Below are 13715 nucleotides of genomic sequence, written 5' to 3'. Positions count from 1 at the left end.
TCAATGGCGTGTGCAAGCGAACAGGACAATTTTCAGCAGTGGCTGGCGCAAATTAACCAGGTTTGTGGGCGCTTTGCGGCACGTCCGTTAGAGGGGGCGTTTCTCGGCGAGCTGGAAACCAGCTATACCCAAAGTCTGAAGCTGAGCACGGTGACCGCCGCAGGCGTTAACCTGTTTCGCACCCGTCAGGAGATCAAAAACGGCAACGACGCCTGGTTCTACACCGTGTTTCAGCTGGAAGGCAGCGCCGGAATCGAACAGGACAACCAGCGCGCGATGCTGAAAGCCGGTGATATCACGCTGATTGACGCCTCCCGCCCGTGCTCCATTTACTGGCAGGAGCGTTCCCGCCAGATTTCGCTGCTGCTCCCGCGACAAATCATTGAGCAACACGCGCGTTTTCAGGAAGTGCGATGCGCGCTCCCCCTCTCCCGCAGTCTGCCTACCGTGCAGCTAAGCCACCGATTGTTACAGGAGAGTATGGGGAATGCCGAACTGAGCGCCAGTGAAAGCGAAGCGGCGCTGGAGGCGATGGTGTGTCTGCTGCGTCCGGCCTTCCAGCAGCATGACGAGGTGCTGCCGCGCAAGGAGCGTCAGTTCCGCCACGTTCTGTCCCTGATTGATGATCATATCCAGTCGGAGGCGTTAAGACCGGAGTGGATAGCCTCAGAGAGCGGCATGTCCGTGCGTAGCTTGTACCGCATGTTTGCCGGGAAAGGGCTGGTGGTGGCGCAGTATATTAAGAACCGTCGCCTCGATTTATGCGCTCAGGCGCTGCGTTCCATCAGCGATGACGAAAAGCTGGCGGGCATTGGCTACAGCTGGGGCTTTACCGACCATAGCCATTTTTCCACGGCCTTTAAGCAGCGTTTCGGGGTTTCGCCGGGCGAATACCGTAAGCGTTACCGCTAGTTACTTTTTCAGCCACTTGCCGTTAATCCCCTTCACATATTCACCCGGCTGCGCGCGGGCCACCAGCTTTTGTCCCGCCATTTTCGCCACCTCGTCGACGGGCAAATTATTACTGTCAGCCAGCTGCTGGTAACTTTCCGTGCGTGCGGCGTTGATACGGTTCACCAGCGCCAGGGTTTCAGCGTCGTGCTGAACGGGCGCAAGATAGCCGCTCAACGTTTCCCCGACGCGCCCCTGGGCACGTGCATCGTTAAGCGTAAGCGTGGCGGCGTGAACGTTCATTCCCAGCGCCAGTAATATCAGAGCTAATCGTTTCATGACATCCTCAGAACAGATCGCTGCGGGATTTCAGCAGGGCTTCAACGTCTTTATCCACCTTGATATGGATTTCATGCTCGATTTTCACGTTCATGTTGATGGTGATCGGCTCTTTAGGCGCCGCCACTTCTATGCGCGGCGTGCAGCCTGACAGCAGCGCGACGACGGCCACGGTGAGTACACCAGCCCTCTTTTTCATTGTTGTTCCTCACTTTCCTTGCCTGTCGAACCGCGGAGAAGGGGTATCGCCGCATGTTGCTCAAACCATGTTTGCAGATTGTCCCCAAAGCGCAGGCTGCGCCAGAGGGTAAAAATGTTCTCTTCATGGGTGTAATTCAGGTTTACGAAGCTGCTTTTACCCTCGACGCGGCTGGTGCCTTTAATGGCTGCCTGCATGGTTAACACACCCAGATTATCCACATTGAGTTTTGTCCACGACTGCGAAATTTCCATATAGCGGAGCCAGTTGATCGCCGCCCCGGCAACCATATTGTCTTTCACAATGGCATCCGCCGTGTCCTGGTCGATGCGCAGCGTCATCGGCCCCGGGTTGGTTAGCCAGCCATCTTTAATGATCCATTTTTCATTGTCCAGCCAGAACGGCAGCGCGCCGCTCACCGGGCCGGACAGGGTAAACTGCTTCGGATTTACCGCGCTTATCAGTTCGCTGGAGGAAATATTATCTACGCGCAGTAAGGCCGGATCGTGCTGCGGCATTCTCAACTGCTGCATGGTGATTTTCCCGCCGAGCGCTTCTACCTTTACGTTAGTGAGCAGAAGCGGATTCGTTTCGGACCAGGGATAATCGCCCTGGAGATCCGCAGTGATATTTCGGGCTGTGACCAGGTTTTTCACCTCGTCGATTCGTAACGTTACCGGCCCGCGGGTCCCCAGCGACCAGGTGCCCTGGCTTAAGCGGAACGGCAGAACAAAATCAACGCCGTTGATCTCATTATCCGGCATCCACGCGCTGCCCGCTTTCAGCACCCCGTGCCCCCCGGCCTCAAAGCCCTGATCCGGCGCCGCTGAGAAAGCCACCTGCGCGTACATTTCACCGCCGCGCAAGGTCATTTTCCAGTCTGGCGGGATCAGCGGCTGAAACACCGTAAGAGACTGTTTTGGCCACCACGCCTGACCACGCAGGCGTTCGCCGTCCCAGCGTCCATTCACCTGGACCGGGCCGATGTCGTCCGCATGAAGGTTCCCTTTAAACTGGAACACCGTCGGGTCTGTCCCGTCAACGCTGAAGGTCAAAACGGACGGCGGCAGCACGCTTCCGCCCGAGAAGCTTGTTTGCCCGGCATTAAGCGCGAGCGCGCCGCTGAAGGTGGGGTTATCCGGGTCCCGCGACCAGCGCACCGGGTGATCAAGCACCAGTCGCGGTTTGCTGACCAGCATCGTGCCGTACTGCAATCTGTCGAAACCCGTGGAAAGATCGGTCAGTTCGATAACGTTGTCGCGCCACTCCCCGGTTCCCCGGACATCCCAGCGCGCGTTCATCGGCGTGAAGTTCCCTTTACCCCAGTAGCGCCACTGCCACAAACCGTTGTCCGGTAAAAAGTCGTTAGCCTGACCGTCCAGATGCAGCTCAAAATCGCCCATCTCGTTTTCATGCGCCCGTAAAATGGCTTGCAGACGGCCGTCCACGCCCTTCTGCGTGAGCTTCACGCCCGCCAGCGGCCAGCGGATCTCATCGATATCCAGCGAGTCAATGAGGCGTCCGCGCGAGCGTAATAATGCGCCGGGTTCAAACGTAAGCTGCGGATCGTAAAGGCTGCCGGTCAGCTTCGCCGGGAGCCTGGCATACAGGATCAGATCGTTTTGCTTGGCTTCTCCGCTCAGGTGCAGCGGCATAGCGCTGTTTTCCATACTGAGCGAGCCGGGACCGATATTCAGTACCGCGTTACCCTTACCCGCATCCCCCTGGGTCAGCACGTTGAGCCGCCCCGTGAAGGTGGCTTTCTCCAGCCCCTGCTGCCAGTTATCCACTTTCAGCCCGACGCGACCGCTCATCGGCATACCGGAAGCTGCCCCGTTCCAGCGTCCGTCGCTGATGGTTAACTGCTGAGCGGTGATCTGCCACGGTAAATCGAGCAGCGGATCGGGGTTGTCCCGCGCCATGACCACCAGCTGGCCCTGATTGTCCTCCCAGTCCAGATCGGCATCGACCAGCGAGGATAACTGTGGCACGTTAAAGGTGGCGACCGTATGCCCTTTCACCGGCACGCCGTCCGGCACCAGCGGCAGGGTAAATTCACCAACCAGCTTCACGGGCTGCGGCTGATCCGGCAGTTGCACATTGAACTGGCTGATGGAAAGGGTCTGGCCGCGCAACTGCCCCTTAATGCTCACCTGCTCCCCGTTATAGGTGATGTCCTGGCGGGCTGGCGTCAGTGAGGCATGCAGCTCACCCTCCCATTGCTGCCAGGGAGAAAGGGTAAAGCGATGGATGGTCAGCCAGGTGTTGGGCAGGATGGCCTGCCACTGCGCCAGCGTTTTCGGCGCCACCGTTGAGGGCGCTGACTGCGGTAATTTGCTCAGGCAGACAGAGTTGAGTTCAAGTGCGCCAATATCCAGATCCCAGCGGCTGGGGCGTGACAGGGTCACGTTTTCCACGCGGGCAATTTCGCACTCTTCTACCAGATAACGGAGATCGGGGATGATCAGGGCGTGACGCGTAAGCCGTGGGCTTTTTTCAAACGCGATACGCGTTCCAACGGGAAGCCAGATCCCGGCGAGCGTGGGCACCCACTGGGCGAGCGTCATTAGCAGCGTCAGCGGCACGAGTAACAGCAGCAGTAATAGCGCGATTGCGGCTTTGTATTTACCCTTCATGGGCAGTTAATATCCTGATTTTGCGAAAAAAATAAGCCGTTCTTGCCGCTCATTGTCGCATGTTTAGCCAGTCAGTTGAAGGTAATGCCATTTTTAAGAGTAGATGCTCTACAATAATTCATAGAACTTATTGATTTCAATGAATTTTGAAAAATTGTAAGATAATTTTAAACATGCTAACGTGGTTCCAAAATCACTGGAGAAAGTCTTATGAAACTCGCGGTATATAGCACAAAGCAGTACGACAAAAAGTATCTGCAACATGTTAACGAGACATACGGTTTCGATCTTGAATTTTTCGACTTTCTGCTGACTGAAAAGACGGCTAAAACAGCCCACGGCTGCGAAGGCGTGTGTATCTTTGTTAACGATGACGGTAGCCGACCGGTGCTGGAAGAGCTGAAAAAACAGGGCGTGAAATACATTGCTCTGCGCTGTGCGGGCTTTAACAACGTCGATCTCGATGCCGCCAAAGAGCTGGGCCTGAAGGTCGTTCGCGTCCCGGCCTATTCTCCGGAAGCCGTGGCAGAACATGCCGTCGGGATGATGATGTCGCTCAACCGTCGTATTCACCGTGCCTATCAGCGAACCCGTGATGCTAACTTCTCTCTGGAAGGGCTGACCGGCTTTACCATGTATGGTAAAACCGCAGGCGTGATCGGTACCGGCAAAATTGGCGTGGCTGCCCTTCGCATCCTGAAAGGATTTGGCATGCGCCTGATGGCGTTTGATCCGTACCCAAGCCCCGCTGCGCTGGAGCTGGGCGTGGAGTATGTCGATCTGAAAACGCTCTTCTCGCAGTCTGACGTCATCTCCCTGCACTGTCCGCTGACCCCGGAGAACTATCATCTGCTCAACCAGTCGGCATTCGACCAGATGAAAGACGGCGTGATGATCATCAATACCAGCCGCGGCGGGCTGATCGACTCTCAGGCGGCTATCGAAGCGTTGAAAACGCAAAAAATCGGCGCATTAGGTATGGATGTGTATGAGAACGAACGCGATCTGTTCTTTGAGGATAAATCTAACGACGTGATCCAGGACGACGTGTTCCGTCGCCTGTCGGCCTGCCACAACGTGTTGTTTACCGGTCATCAGGCGTTTCTGACCGCCGAAGCGCTGATCAGTATTTCGGAAACCACGCTGGGAAATTTACGTCAACTTGAAAAGGGCGAAGCGTGCCCTAACGCGATAGTCTAAACCTGCTAAGCCGGGCGGCGGCTACGCCCTGCCCGGCCTGTGGATTGCGTTCATTGCAGGCCCGGTAAGCGCAGCGTCACCGGGCTTTTTTAGCTTCAATTCTGACACGCGAAGGATAGTCTTAGCTGACGTTTGCCGCTGTGCTTTATACAGCGTCAGGAAAACGTGCTAAACCGCAGGAGCGACCGTTTTTCAGGTCAAATGAGCTTGATTTTTACCTCATACCCCTCGAGGCCTGTCATGGCTTCACGAGCGATAAACTCAATTTCAGACACTTCCTGCCCTGTTTTTTTACGTAACTCTGAAATTTTTTTGGTGATAAGCGCTGAAATTTCTTCTTCTGCCTTTTGCGTCAGTGCGTCAACGTTCATGTTTACCTCTTGCAACCGTTTACTGTTTCCATTCTCCAGCAGGCGACAGTTAACGATTAACTGCCTTTCACCATAACTGTATGTAAAGAGTAGACTATCTGTGTAACCTGTGCAGCCGTCACATTTAAATATGCATTTGGATTGCAATATTTGCACAAGGTGTTATTGTCCCAAAGCCTTAGAGCACAAAACAGATAAAGATAAGAAAAGGTTTGACTCAAACTCGCCCCGCACCAGGGGCATTTTTTTTGGCTCTTTCTCAGCAAAAAACCCGCCATTTGGGCGGGTTCTGTTTTATTTGAGAAGATTATTTGAACACTTCTGCTACGGCCTGGAAATTAGGACCATGCTCACGGGCAGCGATAATGACGTAATATTTCCCGCCCTTCTCGTCGGCCAGTTTCGAGAGTTTTTGATGAAGATCTGAAGGGGAAGAAATTTGTCCACCTGAAGCCCCAACAGATACATTACCAAGGTATTCAAGTTTGAAGTGGTGCGCTTCATCTTTGGAAATCATATCTGCCGCAGATGCGCCGAAGCTTGCTACTGTTAAAGCCAATACACTCCCTAATAGTGCTTTTCTCATATCATTCCTCCTGTTGATGAATTTCACTATTTAACATTAGCAGCAAATATGTAGATGATCCTTATCACTATTGTAGAAGTATTCGTCATCCCTAACCGCCATCACCGGCCCGAACTGCGGGTGCAGAAGGTTCATCTACTATACTGACCTGTGCAATTGTCATTTATTTTCCCGGTTGCATATATAGCAACCGAAACTTACCTGTACCATGACCATCAGGAGAACAATATGCACACAAGTAAAACCCTGAAAAAGCTGCTAACCGTATCAGCAGTTGCCGCAATGTTCAGCACCGTTGGCGTACATGCCCAGACGACAAGCGCCGCACAAGCTCAAACTGCGGGCCAGGCTCAACCGGACGCCAGACTCAGCTCCGGCGACGAGAAAGCATTGAAGGACATGGCGCAGGCCAATATCAACGAGGTCGCTGCCGCCAGGCTCGCCCTGGACAAAGCCCAAAGCAGTGAAGTGAAAACATTCGCGCAGAAAATGGTCGACGATCATGGCGCCGCGTTGACCAAAGTCCAGGCCGTGGCCCAAAAAAAGGGCGTAGAGCTGCCGACCGAGCCAGATGCCGCGCATAAAGCCCTGAACTCAAGGCTTGAAAACCAGCGCGGTGACGCTTTTGACAAAATGTATATGGAATATGCTGGCGTGAAGGACCACGAGAAGGTGCTGTCGAAGCTTAAGAGCGACGCCAGTAAAATCGACGATCCGGACGTCAAGGCTCTGGCCAACGAACATACGCCGGTCGTGGAGCAGCATCTGAAATCCGCTGAGCAGATGTCAGCGCACTCCGGCGCATCGGCCGATAAATAAAAACGGCGCGCCCTCAACGTGCTGTCGATGCAATATAAAGTGGGGCCCGCAGACCCCACTCTCATTTTCCCCTTTGAGGTGAATTATTCAGGCAGCGCGTAGACGACTACCTGGTCGCCCACCTGATCCTTCAGGATCGTATTACCACCCGCTACGAAGGCCACATACTGTCGACCTTTATATTCATAGACGGACGGGTTCGCTACTGCCGGAGCTTCTACCTGATCGGACCACAACTCTTCACCGCTCTCAACCGAGTAGGCACGTACTTTGGCATCCATTGAGGCGCCAATGAAGATCACCCCACCCGCCGTTACGGCCGGGCCTCCAATGGTAGGAGAACCCCAACTTTCCGGCATAAAGAAGCCATACTGCTGGGAAGCACCAACCGGGCGACGCCATTTCACATCACCCGTGTGCATGTCCAGCGCCACGATTTCACCAAACGGCGGTTGCCAGCACGGCATGCCCAGCCAGTTGCTCGCCACCAGCAGACGCATACCGTACGGGGCGCCTTCTTGCGGCGCAAAGCCGCTTTCGTTGCCAGAGTCTTTGTCCGCATTATCGTAATCCTCACGGTTGTAGAGTTTCACGTACTGAACGATATGCGAGGTGTTGACGATGGCGATCTGTTTTTGCGGATCGAACGCCACTCCGCCCCACTGCACACCGCCAGCGCTGTCGGGATAGGTGAGCGTGCCTTCGCCTTTGGTGGTTGGCGGAGTATACATACCCTCATAGGTCAGGTTATCCCACAGGCGGGAGCACTGGCCTGCACCGACGATATCCGCCAGCTTCCAGATTGCCGGTTTTTTCGACTGGTCGAGCAGCGGCGCGGGTTTGGTCGGGAATGGCTGCGTGGGCGAGAGAACTTCGCCCTGGACCGAACCATCACCCTGCGGAACCGGACGTTCTTCGATTGGCCATACGTCCTCTCCCGTCAGACGGTTTACCACAAACAGGAAGCCCTGCTTGGTGGCCTGAACCAGCGCCGGGATCTGCTTGCCATCTACGGTGATGTCCATCAGCGTCGGGGCGGAGTTGATGTCGTAATCCCAGACGTCGTGGTGTACCCACTGGCGAGACCAGACCACTTTACCTGTGTTGATGTCCAGCGCGGTGGTCGAAGTGCCGAGCGGAATAGCGTCGGCGCGGTTGCCGCCCCAATAGTTAGGAGACGGCGATGAGACCGGGAGATAGACCAGCCCATTGGCCTCATCGGCGGACATGTGCGTCCAGACGTTGGCGGTACCGGTACGCTTGCGGATCTCTGCGGGGATCGCCTCAAAGGTCCATTCAAGCTTACCGGTCCGGGCGTTGACTGAAAATACGGTACCCGGAGGGGCTTCGGCATAGGCCCAGTCTTTCCCGGCCCAGCCTATCAGCAGATGGTTGCCAACTACGGTTGGCGGTTGCAGGACAGAGAGCGGATACTTAGCGTTAACGGTGTTCCACTGGTTCAGATCCAACACGCCATTGTCCGCGAAGTCGCTGCACGGCTTGCCTGAATCGGCGTCCATCGCAAAAAGCTTGCCGTCAACGGTGCCCATATAGACCATCTTCTGGCATGCCTCACCCGTCACAGGATTTTTGGCCTGCCAGTAGGAAACGCCGCGGTTTTTCAGCACCGGCTGGGTCAGCGCCTTGCGGGACGATTTGGTGTCATAGTGCCATTTCTCTTTACCTGTCCCCGGATCCAGCGCAATCAGGCGATCGAATGGCGTGCCGATGTAGAGCGTATCGTTGGCGAAAATGGGCGTTGCAGACCAGACGGTGGCCGGCGTGTCGCCTTTACCATCCGAGACATCACCAGTATGAAACTCCCAGACTTTCGTTAATTTACCAACGTTATCCGCCGTAATCTGGGTCAAGGGGCTGTATTTCTGCGCATTAAGCTGGCCGTGGAAGCTGTCCCAGGTGGCGGTGCCGGGCACCAGCGACGTCGCTGTCTGGCTCGTCGAGGCCACTTTCTGCTCGCTACCATTGCCGCTTGAGGCATCGTCTGTGGTTTTTGTGGTTCCAGGCGCCTGCTGATCGGCCGCATCGATATTAAGCGATTCCTGGGTTCCCTGAGAGGCTTCAGCGGCCTTATCCTGTGCCTGTAGCGCGAAGGGGGCGACCAGCAGCGCCAGCGCCGTCATGCTGACTTTTATGAAGGGATAATGCTTATCGTTATGCACGGGCGGCTCCTCAGTTTCTGACGGGATGGTTGTAACGGGCGGAATGGCTGCTCAGCATGATCAGACCAATCAGGCCGACCACCATGGCTGCCGTTATGATGTACTGGTGCAGCAGCGCGGCGGCAAAACCAATCCCCGCCAGCACCACCAGGGTAACAATAATCAGGAAAATGCGCGCCCCGCGACGCGATGCCGCACGTAACATAAAGGTCAGTATCGCCAGCACCACGCTGGCAATGACCACACCCATTGCGCCAATGGTACCAGTGACGCCGGTAAGCGGCGTCCACCACGCATATAGCGCTACCGCGAAGCCTGTAACCGCGGTCAACAGCAGCAAAATGCTGCCGACACGCGAGGATTGAGAATGCAACATACCAGGAATCCCCCTCTAAAAAATGCAAAATGACCCTCATTAAGGCGTTTTCGTGGATATATGCCCCTGCTGCCTGTGCGTCAATCGTAATTAAGGTATACGCGGCGTGAGGAGCGACGGCATATTTCACTAAACGTTACTGAGTATAGAAGAGGATTTTTTTAAGGGGCGTTTAATGGCGGACATACAACCCCCAGCGTCTCTTCGCCACCAGAAAGAGCGCGTTGTGTTACAAAACGGTTCGATAGCTACGAGCGAGTTACAGGATTGTCTACATTCTGTTTTTTATTTCTGAAAGAAAAAGGCTTTTTTACGGAGAATAAAATAATAAATAAATCCCCGCTTCAATATCACGATTCCTTATGGTACTTAATAAAACAGGGCATTTACTTTTTAATTAACAGACGTGCAGGCAGGGAACGTCAGGCGTTATTTGTTCATTAATTTAACAAATCCCTTTCTTAATTAACCGCCTGTTAATGCATCGTCAAAGAATAACGATAGTTATCTCAGGCATACACATAAGGTTTACGGTATGCGAAATCAAACCCCTCCCCCCGCGACGTAATGGCGCGTCGACTTTAGCGAACAGAAAAAAACTAAACACGTCGTCGCCCTTTACTCACGCGGTAACACATAATGAATAAAGCCACAGCTCTCTCAGCTACTATTACGCCACGCTCTGACTGGCACTGGAAGGATAACATCTGGACCCTGGGCCTCTATGGTACAGCCGTCGGGGCGGGAACGCTGTTCCTTCCTGTGGAAATCGGCACCCGAGGCCCGGTCATTTTCCTGGTCATGCTCCTGCTGGGGCTGCCGTTATCCCTGATCCCCCATTTACTCCTCTGTCGTGTGTATATGCGTGAGGAGAAGACTGAAAACGGCACATTGCCCATCTTCGGTTCCTTCTTCAGCGGACGGGGTGAAAAGCTCATCACCCTGTTCTATTGTGTGACCTTCTTCCCGGTAACCCTGGTTTATGGGGTGGCGCTGATTAATGCGCTGGATAATTTACTGGTGGAGCATCTGCATATTACCGCGCTCAGCCGTGGACCATTGTCGTTTATCGTGGTTGCCGCACTGTATGTGGTGCTGAGCAAGGGCCGGGACAGAGTTGTGGCCATTATGAGCGCGCTTGCGCTGCCGTTCGCGGCATCTGTGCTGCTGATCGCCGTAGCCCTTATCCCGGGCTGGCATCTGTCTAACCTGACCGATACGGCCGCTGAAATGACCGCCACGCCGCTTCCGGTAACGCTGAAGAATATCTGGCTGACGCTGCCGCTTATTACCTTCTCGTTTTGCTGTGCGCCTATGGTCTCCCCGCTGAGCTCTTACTACCGGGAGAGGAAAGCGGAGGGTGAGAAAAAGGCACTGTTTGTGATCCGTATCGCCTATTTCGCCATCTTCGCCAGTATCCTCTTTTTCGTGCTGAGCTGCGTGCTGGGTATCCCGCATGACAACTTTGTGCGGGCGAAGGCGGAAAACCTGAACGTGCTGTCCGTGATGAAGGGAAACGGTAGTTTCAGCCTGATTTACCACATAGCCCCGCTCATCGCGATCATCGGTATGACGAAATCCTTCCTCGGCGTAGGCCTGTCGGTCGCACAAACGTTTGGTCAACTGGCTGCCAGCGTATCCGGCAACAAGGCCAGCGCCGGCAAGCGGCTGGCCTCTCTGGTGCTGTTCCTGCTGACCTATGGCATTGTTTATACCAATCCGGACGTGCTCAGCCTGATTGAGATGTTCTGCGGACCATTGATTGCGGTGATCCTGTTCCTTATCCCTGCATACCTCATATACACCCGCCCCTCGCTGACGGATCTTCGCGGCGTGACGGTGTTTCTGGTTGTTCTGGGGGGGCTGGCGACGCTGTCTGCATTACTCTGGACAATGCTTTAGCCTGAACGTCGTTTGACTGTACCCATATACAGTAGTATTTTACGTTCAGGCTGAATCACATGCGTAATATCCATAAGGTAAACAATCATGTTTGTGGAACTGGTTTATGACAAGCGAAACGTACAGGGGCTGGAGGGAGCAAGGGAAATCATCCTGGCCGAGCTGACAAAACGCGTGCACCGGATTTTTCCTGATGCCAGCGTGACGGTCAAGCCAATGCAAGCGAACGGCCTGAACAGCGACGCCAGCAAAAGCGACCGTGAAAAGCTCAACCGCATGCTTGAGGAGATGTTCGAAGAGTCGGACATGTGGTTGATACAAGAGTAACCGGGCGCAATGCCCGGTTCTGTTTTCAATCCTTAATGTCCCTGTGCGCTCAGCCCGCGATCCCCCGGCATCGGTTCAATCTTTGGATCGTGCCCGCGCAACTCTTCTCCCTGCCCTATACTTTCAGTCTGACTGACTGGAGGTTTCTATGTGTGGACGTTTTGCACAAGCCCAAACCCGTGAGGAATATCTGGCATACCTTGCCGAAGAAGGCGATCGCGACATTGCATATGACCCCGAGCCCATTGGCCGCTACAACGTGGCACCCGGTACCAAAGTGCTGCTGTTGAGCGAACGCGATGAACAACTGCACCTCGATCCTGTCTTCTGGGGCTATGCGCCTGGATGGTGGGACAAAGCGCCACTGATTAACGCGCGTGCAGAAACCGCAGCCACCAGCAAAATGTTTAGACCTCTGTGGCAGCATGGCCGGGCGATCTGTTTTGCCGATGGGTGGTTCGAATGGAAAAAGGAAGGCGACAGGAAACAGCCGTATTTCATTTATCGGGCCGACGGGCAGCCGATATTCATGGCGGCGATCGGCAGTACGCCGTTTGAGCGCGGCGATGAAGCTGAGGGATTTCTCATAGTGACGTCTGCTGCGGACAAGGGGCTGGTTGATATACACGATCGGCGGCCGCTGGTTCTTACGCCAGAAGCTGCAAGAGAATGGATGCGGCAGGATGTTGGCGGAAAAGAGGCTGAGGAGATTGTTGCCGACGGTGCGGTGCCAGCAGATAAGTTTATCTGGCACGCAGTCACGCGCGCCGTGGGAAACGTAAAGAATCAGGGGGCAGAATTAATCGAGGCCGCTCGCTGAAATACCAAAACAGAGCAATCACGTCCGCTTTGAGCTATGAACTCGACGAGTCGATCCAACGCTAACCTTAATCAAGGGTGACGTTAACATGAAACGAAGCATTCGGATTAACTGCGCGTCAGGAATGGCAAAGCATTTGCCGACGTTTCACCACCAGCGATCGCTATCGGAGCGGTTAAATGTAGTGCAAGGCATCAATTCCCAACAACGCCAGCGGGCACTTATCAGACAGGATTTCAGAATCATTTTGGGGGAGTTTTGAGAGGAACAAAAAACTCGGAAAAAAACCGGGCATCGTGGCCACGCCACTGGCGATAAAGTTCAGCTAAATCAGGACTGTTCCCGCGCGATAAATTTGCCTGGCGGAATTCCTATCTCTTTTCGCGAGTCAAACCAGCCTGCCCGACAAACCGCTGATAGCCATCGTCCACCAGCATCTGCGTCCAGAGACAGGCGTAATACCCCGCCGCGTAGACGCCGCCGCAGATGTGGGCGAAGCTTACTCTTTAACAGTTTTTTTATTCATTCCAAACGATAAGTTAACTTGTAATCGAAGCGTTGATTTGCACTATTTATTCCGATAACAGAACCTGGTGCTAGTCAGTAGGTTGCGTATCGTTTCGGAGAAAAATCTCTCTCAACAATGCCGCGTCACCGACACTAAACGCTCGTATTTCGCGGAATTAGTAAACGAAACCCGCTTAATGACATAACTTTAACGTTGCGTAGGGCCACCATTTTCGCGACGTGCCTCATTAAGCCTAAATGTCCCTCCGGCATCTAAGCAATGCCAGACAGATCAAACTACATTACCCAATTTCCCAGCAGCCAGCCTGTATCAATCGCCACTGGATGGAACACAGCACGGCTCACAAGCCCCCTTTCCTTCCCAAACTCTGTGGCGAGAAGCTGACGTTCAGACCCTCGCATCGGGATCATCGTTAAAGTACCCGTTGCATAATGTTATCTTTATTTAAATTAAAGATTCTACAGTCTTTGCCGATACTACTCTGGTCCTTGCTTGTGACGCGTTCAGTGTTCAGTGCTGTTTGCATTAGCCATCCGGACT

Annotated in this window: 13 protein-coding genes and 1 pseudogene; 6 read left to right on the top strand and 8 right to left on the bottom strand. The window is 54.1% G+C overall.

From position 1 onward, the window contains the following. Window positions 1-3 precede the first annotated feature (3 nt). Window positions 4-912 (top strand): transcriptional regulator FeaR, encoded by a 909-nt coding sequence (gene feaR / locus G6Q29_RS00185; RefSeq protein WP_165464050.1) that lies wholly within the window; start codon window positions 4-6, stop codon window positions 910-912. Here feaR and G6Q29_RS00180 read toward each other — a convergent pair whose 3' ends face one another. Genes G6Q29_RS00180 through G6Q29_RS00170 form a run of 3 tightly spaced genes read right to left on the bottom strand, consistent with a single transcriptional unit; the run spans window position 913 to window position 4065 of the window. Continuing rightward, window positions 913-1230 carry a YdbL family protein gene (locus G6Q29_RS00180; RefSeq protein WP_094089520.1) on the bottom strand — a complete coding sequence of 106 codons (318 nt, stop codon included), beginning with the start codon at window positions 1228-1230 and terminating at the stop codon, window positions 913-915. A gap of 7 nt (window positions 1231-1237) precedes the next feature. Next, the gene (locus G6Q29_RS00175; protein WP_003857369.1) at window positions 1238-1429 is read right to left on the bottom strand and encodes a YnbE family lipoprotein; all 192 of its coding nucleotides are present in this window, start codon (window positions 1427-1429) and stop codon (window positions 1238-1240) included. After that, window positions 1426-4065 (bottom strand): YdbH family protein, encoded by a 2640-nt coding sequence (locus G6Q29_RS00170; RefSeq protein ID WP_165464049.1) that lies wholly within the window; start codon window positions 4063-4065, stop codon window positions 1426-1428. The genes G6Q29_RS00175 and G6Q29_RS00170 overlap by 4 nt, the downstream gene beginning before the upstream one ends. 210 nt (window positions 4066-4275) lie before the next feature. Between G6Q29_RS00170 and G6Q29_RS00165 the strand changes: the two genes are divergently transcribed. Next, a complete protein-coding gene (locus tag G6Q29_RS00165; protein ID WP_165464048.1) occupies window positions 4276-5265 on the top strand; it encodes a 2-hydroxyacid dehydrogenase in 990 nt (329 codons plus the stop codon). A 197-nt stretch (window positions 5266-5462) separates the two neighbouring features. Here the strand turns inward: G6Q29_RS00165 and G6Q29_RS00160 are convergent, their stop codons facing one another. Together G6Q29_RS00160 and G6Q29_RS00155 are read right to left on the bottom strand one after the other, a co-directional pair. Continuing rightward, window positions 5463-5636 (bottom strand): GnsA/GnsB family addiction module toxin, encoded by a 174-nt coding sequence (locus G6Q29_RS00160; protein WP_006808842.1) that lies wholly within the window; start codon window positions 5634-5636, stop codon window positions 5463-5465. A gap of 307 nt (window positions 5637-5943) precedes the next feature. Beyond that, window positions 5944-6222 carry a DUF1471 domain-containing protein gene (locus G6Q29_RS00155; RefSeq protein ID WP_165464047.1) on the bottom strand — a complete coding sequence of 93 codons (279 nt, stop codon included), beginning with the start codon at window positions 6220-6222 and terminating at the stop codon, window positions 5944-5946. Between the two features lie 228 nt (window positions 6223-6450). Here G6Q29_RS00155 and G6Q29_RS00150 point away from each other — a divergent pair, with 228 nt between their 5' ends. Continuing rightward, a complete protein-coding gene (locus G6Q29_RS00150; protein ID WP_165464046.1) occupies window positions 6451-7041 on the top strand; it encodes a DUF4142 domain-containing protein in 591 nt (196 codons plus the stop codon). 83 nt (window positions 7042-7124) lie between these two features. Here G6Q29_RS00150 and G6Q29_RS00145 read toward each other — a convergent pair whose 3' ends face one another. Together G6Q29_RS00145 and G6Q29_RS00140 are read right to left on the bottom strand one after the other, a co-directional pair. After that, window positions 7125-9221, bottom strand: coding sequence for a pyrroloquinoline quinone-dependent dehydrogenase (locus G6Q29_RS00145; RefSeq protein WP_165464045.1), 2097 nt, complete (start codon window positions 9219-9221; stop codon window positions 7125-7127). 10 nt (window positions 9222-9231) lie between these two features. After that, window positions 9232-9597 (bottom strand): hypothetical protein, encoded by a 366-nt coding sequence (locus tag G6Q29_RS00140; RefSeq protein WP_165464044.1) that lies wholly within the window; start codon window positions 9595-9597, stop codon window positions 9232-9234. Between the two features lie 639 nt (window positions 9598-10236). Here G6Q29_RS00140 and G6Q29_RS00135 point away from each other — a divergent pair. The 3 genes from G6Q29_RS00135 to G6Q29_RS00125 all read left to right on the top strand — a co-directional run bounded on the left by G6Q29_RS00135 (window position 10237) and on the right by G6Q29_RS00125 (window position 12646). Then, window positions 10237-11499 carry an amino acid permease gene (locus G6Q29_RS00135; RefSeq protein WP_165464043.1) on the top strand — a complete coding sequence of 421 codons (1263 nt, stop codon included), beginning with the start codon at window positions 10237-10239 and terminating at the stop codon, window positions 11497-11499. Between the two features lie 87 nt (window positions 11500-11586). Beyond that, window positions 11587-11826 carry a DinI family protein gene (locus tag G6Q29_RS00130; RefSeq protein WP_003857390.1) on the top strand — a complete coding sequence of 80 codons (240 nt, stop codon included), beginning with the start codon at window positions 11587-11589 and terminating at the stop codon, window positions 11824-11826. A 148-nt stretch (window positions 11827-11974) separates the two neighbouring features. Next, window positions 11975-12646: an SOS response-associated peptidase gene (locus G6Q29_RS00125; protein ID WP_165464042.1), complete on the top strand. Its 672-nt coding sequence runs from the start codon at window positions 11975-11977 to the stop codon at window positions 12644-12646. 242 nt (window positions 12647-12888) lie between these two features. Here G6Q29_RS00125 and G6Q29_RS00120 read toward each other — a convergent pair. Continuing rightward, window positions 12889-13143: pseudogene (locus G6Q29_RS00120) on the bottom strand (M3 family metallopeptidase); the annotation flags it as partial. Window positions 13144-13715 lie beyond the last annotated feature (572 nt).

Source organism: Enterobacter cloacae (assembly GCF_011078175.1).
GTDB classification, from domain to species: domain Bacteria; phylum Pseudomonadota; class Gammaproteobacteria; order Enterobacterales; family Enterobacteriaceae; genus Enterobacter; species Enterobacter cloacae_Q.
The sequence above is the reverse complement of the archived record's forward strand: the minus strand, read 5'-3'. Positions and strand labels throughout refer to the sequence as shown.